Here is a 9,806-nt window from a genome sequence, read left to right on the forward strand (position 1 = left end):
ACATAAACGATTATCTCGTAACAGCCGCTCTTTGTTGATCATTTCAAACCTTTATTCTCTAAGTTAAACCTCTTTTTATTCTCAATAGCGTGACAAAAAATGCAAGTCTCTATTCAGCAACTAGTTTTTAGCGTTAAAGGTGTTATCCCGACCTAAGTTACACGCATCGCTAAAAGTGATTAATGGTTGTTCGTTGTGGAGCATTTCGCCCACTGTTTTTATACCACTGCTCATCTCATACCCTCCGACACAGGGAACCCTTCACGCTGATAGAGGGTAAACTGGGCGTTTTCTGCGTTGATAATCAGTGCCTGAGCAATTTTAGGTAAGCACATCAACGCCTCACTCATCCGGCATAAATCCGCTTTCGCCTGACTATCGGCATAGTTTTCATTGCCACACGCCCAATACGCACATTCACCAAAGGCTTTTAGCCCTGACATAATCCCGTCAAACGCTGCCTCACAAGCGCCTTTCATTTCTCTTAGATCTTTAGTGCTCATCGCTTGTAAATTATCTGATATGAGGTAATGATAAATATCAGCCATGAGGAGCCTCCTTAGCGAAATCACCTAAGTCACAGATAGACAATTGGGAAAGTTCAATAACGGCGCGCGTTGCCGGACGAAGACGCTTAAGCTCTCTACGGCGGAGTGTCATCGCTGCACTGCCTGGCTTACCATGACCAAGATAAGAGTCCTTCTCTGCCTTAGCGACAGCATGTTGTGCTTCCTCCGGTTTCATCTGGCTTAACTCTTCAAGCGAAGGAATTTCAACATGACGGAGTTCACCTAACGTGTTACGGCGGAAATAAACATTGACTAGCTCTTTCTGTATTTTCCAAGACAAATCATCACGAAATGACTTAACGATTAACAAATAACCTGATTCAGTTAGAACCGTTAACCCTCTGTTAGGTACAGAAATTCCTAAAGTATCTAATTGATACTTTAGAGATGCTGGAATTGATAAATAATCTTCCTCATAAACAAAATGTTCTTTATGGCGGTTAAATGCGAGTCGTGCTGTTCCCCTCGGGCGGTCATATGCTTTATCAATCATGGCAAAGGTTACAACACGCTTACCTTGGTACTCCACAACGGGCATGGCACGATTATGGATAGCAACAAAATTAGACATGTTGCCCCTCCTTAACCCCGTCTAGCATTGTCACGAGGGTATTAGCTCTTTCAGAGGCCAAAAACACTAAATCAGATAGATAAAATGCTAGGGTATTATCCTTTTCTACTGCTATCTGATTGATACAATTGAGCAAAGATGCGGTTATGGTTGCATAGTGAAGAAGATTGTCATTGTTAGCATAAGCGCTATTCATAATGTCACCTCCTCTAAATCCTGACGGGATTTAGCCAAGTCCCTGGCATATTCGAGTAGGGCGTAAGCAATGTCTTGTGACTTAGGGTCGTTAAATAAATATTCCATCGTCTCAAGCAATGTCGCTATGACCGATAATCTGTCTACGGGATGAGGATAGAGCGTAGCGCATGGGCTATTACGCATAAGCCACCTCCTGAGCATGACAAGCGGAGCACTCTATGATGCTTTGGGGTGTTATGGGCTTACGGCCTGACCAGACAAGACGATCATCTTTGAACAGCACCCGAAATAATCTGCTCTCACGACGGGTTAATGACACTTTACCGTAGGGAATATTGGAATCTAAAGGGATAATCCAGTATGTATCTGTAAATTTAGGGTGAGTTTGGGTAGACTTATACAAAGCCATAACTGTTACCTCTATTAACATTGTGGTTAGCCCTTGATTGGTGTTCGTTGCACCATACGAGGGCGTTTTTTCTTGTGAGTACATTATGATAAAGTACGTACACAATAATTTATATACTATAAGGTTACGTACGTACATGTCAATACTAAAAAGAGATATAACAAAAAAAGGTAAAGGGCTATCCCCTACTTTCCAGATAAGATTATCCCCTGAGTTAAAAGCGCAATTTGAAATGGTCGCTTCTGACGCTGGAATTTCTTTAGGAAACTGGCTAAAAACTCTAGGCCGTGAAGAACTTAAGCGCTTAGGCATCACCCCTAAAGGCTGAGATTGCTTAGACAAATATTCCCCTGACTGAGCTAACCCAGCCAACCCGATATTATCGGGTAGCCTCATCATCAGAGAAAAATTTCCCTGATGTTCTGAATAACACTGAGCCAATAATTTGTCTAAATAACTAACCGTTCTCCTTAATGATGAATGGTTATTTTTTGCGCTCCCCAATTTCGGGGAGGTCAAAAGTTGCTTTTTATACTGCACAAATGGAATTAACGTATTGTTTTTAATGCTTTCTTTTGTGCGCACCTCTTTAATGATGCCTGAGTTTATATTGCTCATATTTTGAACTACACTTTTTGTGTAATGACCTACACTTTTTTTGTAGGTCGCTTTGTTAAGGCGATTAAATATATCACTTTGCTGATTTTGGGCGTAAAGAAACCCCTCACGGTTATTCACCGTGTTTTGAATATTCATGTTTAAACCTTTATTTAGCTATCTATGTAATCTGCGGATGTAGGGATTATTAATATTTTTTACTTCTGGCGGGTTGCGTACCCAAAGCAGTAAATCACTTAAAAGCCAGGCGCAAGAATTACTACCTAATGCTTTACGTGCGGGGAAACGTCCTTCTTTCTCTAATATCCATGCAGTGGTGCGAGAAATAGAAGTAATACGTTGACGCTCTTTTTCACGTATAAGACGGTCATAAGCTTCACCATATTCGGCAAGAATAGAACGGCGTTCTTCCGGAGTTGGTGAGAGACATTTAGTACTCATAGATAAATCCTCTGTTAAACGTTACAGAAAGAATTTTAATGTTTAATTTATGGATATCCATACAGCTGTAGCGCTAGACAGGGGCGTTTAGGGGCTTAGAAAGGGGTGTCTAGGGGCTAAAACATCCGTTCTAATCCCTAGAAGGGGTAAACATTATCGTTGATTAGGAGATTTATAAGCTACTTTTTCAGAAGATTAGGAAAAACTACGTACTTTATCGTTGGATTGCGCTATCAATTCAATTCCGGCGTTTCAACGGAATTAAGTTAAATCAATGAGTTACCGCGTTAACCTATACCAACCCTTGTAATCCTGCTTGGTCAGAAAAAGGGGACTATCGGTAATTACTGCCTACCAGGGAAAGGAAAGAATTTTTTTTCTAACCTACTTCCTCTTTAAGTTGTTACAGGTCTTTATAGGTTTTTAGAGGTATTTTATCTACCTGTACCTAATTAACTTATTGATATTAAATAGATTAATTATAATTGGTACAGGTGATACAGGTTTTTTAGGACTTTTGCCAAAAAAGGTATTTTTCCTTAATCAATGTGATTTACGGCTATAAGGATTATTCACGTTCTTCACCTCTGGCGGATTGCGCGCCCACCATAGAACATCACTCAATAGCCATGAAACGGAGTTTTTACCTAATGGAATCCGTTTAGGAAACTTCTCCTCTTCCTCTAACACCCATCGACGGGAACGGGATAAGCCCGATATCTGCTTACATTCAGCTTCCCTAATTCGGCGATCATATTTCGCGCCATATTCATCTAAAATAAATTGTCTTTCTTCTCTGGTAGGTTCAGTAAATTTAACCGTTATCATTATTTCTTCTCCATAATAAAAAACCCCCGATAAACGGGGTTCAATTCATGACATTTAATTTTATACGTTTTAGTTATTCAGGTTTCCATGTGCCTTTTACCGAAGCCTGAACTTCGGATAATCGGTATAGTTTTGTTTTGGGTCCATAAACGTATCTTTTAGGAAATCTGCCCATTTTTATCATATAGTGCCTTGTTGATGGTCCTATGCTGGTTAACCATTTACATTCACCTTCTTTTATCATTCTATCTATCTCAGGCTCTAACAATAATTCATCTTTACTCATTATTTTTATCATTGGTTATCTGCCTCTATAAATGTATTCAGATAGCGTAACCAATCCTCTAATGCCTGAGTTTTTTCATTCATATATTGGCTACGGTTATATATTCCCATCACACCAGGCAATGTATGTCCTAACAATTGTTCAATAACATAAATGTTAACACCCTTGTCAGCCATGTTTGTCGCTAATGTTCGTCTCATATCATGTAAACACCATGATCTAGTATGTCCTAATTTCTTCCATAACCTACCCATCGTTGTACTGATAGATGTTTGATTGTAGATTTTACCAAGGATTAAATTAGTATTATTTACCGCTTTTAAATTGACTAGCCACTGTCTTATGTCTTTTGGTATTGGGCGAATGATTTCTCTACCATTTTTGCTATTCTCTTTGGGTACTGTCCATATCCAGTTTTTGAAATCCCATTCATCCCATGTCGATTTTCTAATTTCAATCATGCGACAACCAAATAAAATAGCCAGCAATAAAATATCACGAGTTTCGCACAGGCATATAAAGTTCTAAAAATATCTAAAATAATGTTTTATCCGTAAGATATTTTATAATATAAAATATATATTTATTTCAATAACTTATGTGTTAATTAGCAATTTTTGCGAATTATATATTATGTCGAATTGAACTTAAAAATAACTTGTTTATTTGTTGGTGCGAAACTCGTGATAATGTAAGAAACACATTTGCAGACTAACAGAGGAATAATTTTTTTCAATCGTTTAAAATGCCTTTCAAACAATGATCTGCCTGGTTAGGTGGATTATTTAACTTGATATAGCTCACATTTATTTCACTCCGCCAATATTATGTGTAAAATAACAGCATATGTGTAGATGCCTACCGGCAAGCTACTGCTTGGCCAGAGTCATTTAATCCTTTCCTGTTAGATAATATGGTAACAATTTGTGTCTATTGAAAATTTAAGAAATATCGCCATCATCGCCCACGTCGATCATGGAAAAACGACACTGGTCGATAAATTATTACAACAATCTGGTACCTTTGGTGAACGTAATAACCTCGATGAACGTGTGATGGATTCCAATGACTTGGAAAAAGAACGTGGCATCACGATTTTGGCAAAAAATACCGCCATCCAATGGCATGATTATCGAATTAATATTGTTGATACACCAGGGCATGCTGATTTTGGTGGTGAAGTCGAACGGGTTATGTCAATGGTTGATAGTGTGCTGCTATTGGTTGATGCAATGGACGGTCCGATGCCGCAAACCCGCTTCGTTACCCAAAAAGCCTTTGCTCATGGTTTAAAGCCAATTGTGGTAGTCAATAAAATCGATCGCCCAGGCGCAAGACCTGATTGGGTTGTTGATCAGGTTTTTGATCTGTTTGTCAACTTAGGGGCGACTGATGAGCAACTGGATTTTCCTATCATTTACGCCTCAGCCTTAAATGGTATTGCTGGAACCGATTACAATGATATGGCGGCAGACATGACGCCACTCTATGAAGCAATTGTAAAATATGTTGCTCCGCCACAGGTTGATCTGGCGGGTGCTTTCCAAATGCAAATATCTCAGCTTGATTACAACAATTACTTGGGTGTTATTGGTATTGGTCGCATTAAGCGTGGCGCAATCAAACCAAATCAAACCATCACTATTATCGACAGTGATGGCAAAACACGTAGTGGTAAAGTGGGTAAGGTATTAACGCATTTAGGATTAGAGCGTATCGATTCTGAAATTGCCCAAGCCGGTGATATTATTGCCTTAACGGGTCTGGGAGAATTAAATATCTCAGATACCTTATGTGATCCAAATAATATTGAGGCATTGCCAGCACTGGCTGTTGATGAGCCAACGGTAAGTATGTATTTTTGTGTTAATACCTCACCATTTTGTGGTCGTGAAGGAAAATATGTTACTTCCCGTCAAATTTTAGATCGCCTGAAAAAAGAGTTAGTGCATAACGTTGCATTACGTGTGGAAGAGACTGAAGATCCCGATGCTTTCCGTGTTTCCGGTCGTGGTGAGCTGCACCTTTCGGTATTGATTGAAAACATGCGCCGTGAAGGTTTTGAATTAGCTGTTTCTCGACCAAAGGTTATTTTCCGTGAATTTGAAGGTCGTAAACAGGAACCTTTTGAACAGGTTACACTCGATATTGAAGAGCGGCACCAAGGCGATGTTATGATGGGATTAGGTGAACGTAAAGGTGAATTGCGCGATATGTTGCCTGATAGTAAAGGACGGGTACGGCTTGATTATATTATTCCAAGTCGTGGACTAATTGGTTTTCGAACTGAGTTTATGACCATGACATCAGGGACCGGTTTGCTGTATGCAACCTTTAGTCACTATGATGATGTTCGTCCTGGTGAAATTGGTCGCCGCCAAAATGGTGTCATGATCTCAAATGGTCAAGGTAAAGCGGTAGCTTATGCACTTTATAGTTTGCAAGATCGCGGTAAATTATTCCTTGGTCATGGTGCTGAAGTGTATGAAGGACAAATTATTGGCATTCATTCTCGTTCTAATGATCTAACTGTCAACTGTTTAACGGGTAAAAAATTGACCAACGTGCGTGCTTCAGGGACAGATGAAGCGACAACTTTATCGCCGCCGATTAAAAAAACATTAGAACAGGCGTTAGAATTTATCGATGATGATGAATTAGTGGAGGTTACGCCACAATCAATTCGTTTAAGAAAACGTTATTTGACCGAAAACGATCGCCGTCGTGCCTATCGAAATAAAGAAGTTTAAATAACAAAAAATTGTTTGATTTAATATAAATAAAAGGCGTATTAAACGCCTTTATTTTTTTATCTATTGATTGCTCAAATCCAATTATTATTTAGCATAACGACAAAATTTACTGTCAGCTACCTGTTGAAAATACTTTAAATGTTCAATCAGTGCAGTGTGGCAGTATCATATTAAAAACAATAAAATATTATTTTAGTATCATAATAGTTAATTAATTTAGAATAATAACTTTAAATTAAGGTGGGTTGAACATTTGAGATGCTTTTTTTCTGTCACGAATAAAAAAGCAGTGTAAGATTTAACCAGAAAATCAATTAAATACCTTTTATAATCAAATAAATAATAGATAGTTTTGTGTATAAAAAATATTTTATTGATAAATGAGATTGGCCGATTGGATATAAATAATTTGATATAATCTGAAAATGTTATCCATTTTATTCAATATATTATTCTTGTTTTGCTGATGATTATTTTAATTTATTCAAACTAAAAAAATATTAAAATTGTAACACTTGTCACAGCTAGTCGTTAAATATGTTATTACCTATAGGATCAATTTTATTTATTATAAAAAAATTCTATTTTGACAAATAATTATTTTCTTCTGTTTGATCCTTTTAATAATGATATAGTAAAGTTTATATCAGTCACTATGGAGAAAATTTATGCTGTATATTTTCGATATGGGTAATGTAATTATTAATATCGACTTTAATCGAGCGCTACGGGTTTGGAGTGAATTAAGTAAGATCCCTATCGCCAGTTTGGCGCAAAATTTTGAACTAGATGAAACAGTGAAACTACATGAATGTGATAAAATTTCTGATTTTGAATTTGCTGAATTTACCAGTGAAAAGTTAGGTTTATCATTAATTTTTGAAGAGTTTGCATTGGGATGGAACGCTATTTTCGTTTCATTGCGTTATGATGTAATCGAAATTATGACCCGTTTACGTGAGCAAGGACATCGTGTGGTTATTTTGTCCAATACTAATCGTTTACATCAAAATTATTGGCCTAGTCATTATCCTGAAATCGCTGCTTCTTCAGATTTTCTCTACTTATCCCAAGATCTCGGCATGCGTAAACCTGATGTGGCAATCTATAAATATGTTTTACAATCAGAGGGATTTGCTGCTGAAAATGCTATTTTTTTTTGATGATAGCGAGGAAAATGTTGCTGCTGCCGCCGCACAGTTCGGTATTAAAAGCTGGCATGTTAGCGATAAAAATAGTGTCGCAAAATATTTTGCTAACTATGATTTCAGCATCCCTGCCAAACAGTAGTTATCAATATGACTGAAATAATACTTAGTTTAATGTTATCTTTGTTTTAGTACAGGATTTGTATGATTGCCTTAATTCAACGTGTGACTCAGGCTAATGTAATAGTTGAAGAAAAATGTGTTGGCCAAATTGCAGAAGGTTTATTAGTGTTTTTGGCTATTGAAAAAGAGGATAATGAGCAAAAAGCTCAACGGTTGTGTGAAAAAATAATTGGTTATCGTATTTTTAACGATGAGCAGGATAAAATGAATTTGAGTATTCAGCAAGTAGGTGGCAGTTTGCTGGTTGTTTCGCAATTTACTTTAGCAGCTGATACAAAAAAAGGAATGAGGCCTAGCTTTTCAAATAGTGCAACTGCCGATAAAGCTAATGCACTATATCATTATTTTATTGAGCAGTGCCGATTAAGAGGAATAAAAGCAGAAACAGGACAGTTTGCTGCTGATATGCAAGTTAGTTTAACGAATAATGGTCCAGTAACATTTTACTTGCAGGTTTAGTTATAAACTCTGCCATTATTTATTAAAAGGAGAGAATTTTATGTACCATCTACGAGTACCAAAAACAGAAGCCGATTTTAAAAATTATTATCAGTTTCGTTGGGAGATGTTGCGTAAACCTTTCCATCAACCACCCGGCTCTGAAAAAGATGGTTATGATTCCACGGCGCATCATCAGATGATAGTGAATGAAGCCGGTCAAATACTTGCCATTGGTCGGTTGTATATAAATGCAGATGATGAAGGTGCTATCCGTTTTTTATCTGTTCATCCCAGTATGCGAGGCAAAGGATTAGGAAAACTGATTGCCATGGCATTGGAGTCAGTTGCACGTCAGGAAGGTGTAAAAAGAATTGTTTCTAGTGTCCGTGAGGAGGCTGTTCCTTTTTTTCGTTGTTTAGGGTTTAAAAATCGTGGTCCTATTGCAAGCCAGCTTCTTACACCGGTGAAGCATTTTTTGATGATAAAAAAGGTGCAAACCCTGGATAAAATTTTACGTAGACCTGATTGGTGTAATCAATTACAAAAAATTTGGCACGAAAAAATTCCGTTAAGTGAAAAGATGGGAATAAAGTAAGCGTCATTGGAACCACACAGTGCGCTGCTGCGTGGTTTAAGGTAAGGTGATTTTCCAGGGTAGTAGTGCGTTCCAGTCGATATCCTCATCTGGGTATTTTAGCGCCGTCAGCAGCGCCAAAAGATAATCGTACGGGTTAAGTCCATTGATACGTGCACTTTCCACCAAGCTGTACAATAGCGCGCTGGCATGGGCACCCGATTCCGTATTGGCAAACAGCCAGTTTTTTCTACCAATTACAAAAGGCTTTATCGCCCGTTCGGCGCGGTTGTTGTCGATACTCAAACGACCATCCTCCAGATAGCGCATCAGCTTTGGCCATTGTTTTTGACAATAACCAATGGCTTTACCCAGATAGCCTTTCGGGAGCACCTTCGTCTTTGATAGCCAGGCTTCAAACTCCTCCATCAATGGACGCGCTTCGCTCTGTCGCCGTCGGTAAATCTCTTCAGGAGAAAGCCCTTGACACGTTTTTTCTATCCGGTACAGTTTCTGAATTAACCCTAAGGCCCAAATGGCTTTGCCTACTTTGGTATTCGGCTGGGCTCGCCGAGCCTCTTCAAATTTACGGCGCGCATGCGCCATGCAGCCAACGAGTTGAGCTTCCGTGCCATGATAACCCGCGTAGCCATCAACTTGCAGATACCCCGTATAGTTTACCAGGAATTCGCTCGGGCAACGCCCGCTGCGCGAGTCTTGGTAGTCGTAGATAACCAGGTGCGGCGTGTTATCTTCCACATTTCGCACATCACTGCCGGTGCCATAC

General features: G+C 38.5%; 12 protein-coding genes and 2 pseudogenes. 5 read left to right on the top strand and 9 right to left on the bottom strand.

Annotation, left to right across the window (positions count from 1 at the left end; all coding sequences use genetic code 11):
* Nucleotides 1-230 precede the first annotated feature (230 nt).
* From CBG25_RS03635 to CBG25_RS03650, 4 genes are read right to left on the bottom strand one after another with little or no spacing between them, the layout of a single operon-like run.
* Nucleotides 231-548 (bottom strand): hypothetical protein, encoded by a 318-nt coding sequence (locus tag CBG25_RS03635; protein WP_290604583.1) that lies wholly within the window; start codon nucleotides 546-548, stop codon nucleotides 231-233.
* Nucleotides 541-1,107 (bottom strand): ORF6N domain-containing protein, encoded by a 567-nt coding sequence (locus tag CBG25_RS03640; protein ID WP_290604585.1) that lies wholly within the window; start codon nucleotides 1,105-1,107, stop codon nucleotides 541-543. The genes CBG25_RS03635 and CBG25_RS03640 overlap by 8 nt, the downstream gene beginning before the upstream one ends.
* Nucleotides 1,108-1,132: 25 nt before the next feature.
* Nucleotides 1,133-1,336: a hypothetical protein gene (locus CBG25_RS03645; RefSeq protein WP_290604587.1), complete on the bottom strand. Its 204-nt coding sequence runs from the start codon at nucleotides 1,334-1,336 to the stop codon at nucleotides 1,133-1,135.
* Nucleotides 1,333-1,521 carry a hypothetical protein gene (locus tag CBG25_RS03650; RefSeq protein ID WP_290604589.1) on the bottom strand — a complete coding sequence of 63 codons (189 nt, stop codon included), beginning with the start codon at nucleotides 1,519-1,521 and terminating at the stop codon, nucleotides 1,333-1,335. The genes CBG25_RS03645 and CBG25_RS03650 overlap by 4 nt, the downstream gene beginning before the upstream one ends.
* A 362-nt stretch (nucleotides 1,522-1,883) precedes the next feature.
* On the opposite strand from CBG25_RS03650, the gene CBG25_RS03655 reads away from it, so the two are divergent.
* A complete protein-coding gene (locus tag CBG25_RS03655; RefSeq protein ID WP_290604591.1) occupies nucleotides 1,884-2,075 on the top strand; it encodes a hypothetical protein in 192 nt (63 codons plus the stop codon).
* A gap of 446 nt (nucleotides 2,076-2,521) precedes the next feature.
* Here the strand turns inward: CBG25_RS03655 and CBG25_RS03660 are convergent, their stop codons facing one another.
* The 4 genes from CBG25_RS03660 to CBG25_RS03675 all read right to left on the bottom strand — a co-directional run bounded on the left by CBG25_RS03660 (nucleotide 2,522) and on the right by CBG25_RS03675 (nucleotide 4,438).
* Complete coding sequence (locus CBG25_RS03660; protein WP_290604593.1) at nucleotides 2,522-2,806, bottom strand: AlpA family phage regulatory protein; 285 nt, start codon at nucleotides 2,804-2,806, stop codon at nucleotides 2,522-2,524.
* A 543-nt stretch (nucleotides 2,807-3,349) separates the two neighbouring features.
* The gene (locus tag CBG25_RS03665; protein WP_290604595.1) at nucleotides 3,350-3,634 is read right to left on the bottom strand and encodes an AlpA family phage regulatory protein; all 285 of its coding nucleotides are present in this window, start codon (nucleotides 3,632-3,634) and stop codon (nucleotides 3,350-3,352) included.
* A 73-nt stretch (nucleotides 3,635-3,707) separates the two neighbouring features.
* Nucleotides 3,708-3,920, bottom strand: coding sequence for an AlpA family transcriptional regulator (locus CBG25_RS03670; protein ID WP_290604597.1), 213 nt, complete (start codon nucleotides 3,918-3,920; stop codon nucleotides 3,708-3,710).
* Nucleotides 3,921-3,928: 8 nt separating this feature from the next.
* Nucleotides 3,929-4,438 carry a site-specific integrase gene (locus CBG25_RS03675; protein ID WP_366212676.1) on the bottom strand — a complete coding sequence of 170 codons (510 nt, stop codon included), beginning with the start codon at nucleotides 4,436-4,438 and terminating at the stop codon, nucleotides 3,929-3,931.
* Nucleotides 4,439-4,846: 408 nt separating this feature from the next.
* Between CBG25_RS03675 and typA the strand changes: the two genes are divergently transcribed.
* From typA to CBG25_RS03695, 4 genes and pseudogenes are all read left to right on the top strand, one after another.
* Nucleotides 4,847-6,670 (top strand): ribosome-dependent GTPase TypA, encoded by a 1,824-nt coding sequence (gene typA, locus CBG25_RS03680; protein ID WP_290604598.1) that lies wholly within the window; start codon nucleotides 4,847-4,849, stop codon nucleotides 6,668-6,670.
* Nucleotides 6,671-7,341: 671 nt separating this feature from the next.
* Nucleotides 7,342-7,963: pseudogene (gene yihX / locus CBG25_RS03685) on the top strand (glucose-1-phosphatase).
* Nucleotides 7,964-8,025: 62 nt separating this feature from the next.
* Nucleotides 8,026-8,463 (top strand): D-aminoacyl-tRNA deacylase, encoded by a 438-nt coding sequence (dtd, locus tag CBG25_RS03690; protein ID WP_290604600.1) that lies wholly within the window; start codon nucleotides 8,026-8,028, stop codon nucleotides 8,461-8,463.
* Between the two features lie 40 nt (nucleotides 8,464-8,503).
* A pseudogene (locus tag CBG25_RS03695) lies at nucleotides 8,504-9,037 on the top strand (bifunctional GNAT family N-acetyltransferase/hotdog fold thioesterase); the annotation flags it as partial.
* Between the two features lie 39 nt (nucleotides 9,038-9,076).
* Here the strand turns inward: CBG25_RS03695 and CBG25_RS03700 are convergent.
* Nucleotides 9,077-9,806 (bottom strand): IS66 family transposase (locus CBG25_RS03700; RefSeq protein ID WP_290604254.1); only part of this gene is annotated, 730 nt, incomplete at its 5' end.

This window comes from Arsenophonus sp. ENCA (genome assembly GCF_002287155.1).
Classification (GTDB): domain Bacteria; phylum Pseudomonadota; class Gammaproteobacteria; order Enterobacterales; family Enterobacteriaceae; genus Arsenophonus; species Arsenophonus nilaparvatae.

Excerpts from the sequence above, each read along its gene's own strand:
- CBG25_RS03635 (WP_290604583.1), bottom strand. The coding sequence starts at position 548 with ATGGCTGATATTTATCATTACCTCATATCAGATAATTTACAAGCGATG.
- CBG25_RS03640 (WP_290604585.1), bottom strand. The coding sequence starts at position 1,107 with ATGCCCGTTGTGGAGTACCAAGGTAAGCGTGTTGTAACCTTTGCCATG.
- CBG25_RS03645 (WP_290604587.1), bottom strand. The coding sequence starts at position 1,336 with ATGAATAGCGCTTATGCTAACAATGACAATCTTCTTCACTATGCAACC.
- CBG25_RS03650 (WP_290604589.1), bottom strand. The coding sequence starts at position 1,521 with ATGCGTAATAGCCCATGCGCTACGCTCTATCCTCATCCCGTAGACAGA.
- CBG25_RS03655 (WP_290604591.1), top strand. The coding sequence starts at position 1,884 with ATGTCAATACTAAAAAGAGATATAACAAAAAAAGGTAAAGGGCTATCC.
- CBG25_RS03660 (WP_290604593.1), bottom strand. The coding sequence starts at position 2,806 with ATGAGTACTAAATGTCTCTCACCAACTCCGGAAGAACGCCGTTCTATT.
- CBG25_RS03665 (WP_290604595.1), bottom strand. The coding sequence starts at position 3,634 with ATGATAACGGTTAAATTTACTGAACCTACCAGAGAAGAAAGACAATTT.
- CBG25_RS03670 (WP_290604597.1), bottom strand. The coding sequence starts at position 3,920 with ATGAGTAAAGATGAATTATTGTTAGAGCCTGAGATAGATAGAATGATA.
- dtd (WP_290604600.1), top strand. The coding sequence starts at position 8,026 with ATGATTGCCTTAATTCAACGTGTGACTCAGGCTAATGTAATAGTTGAA.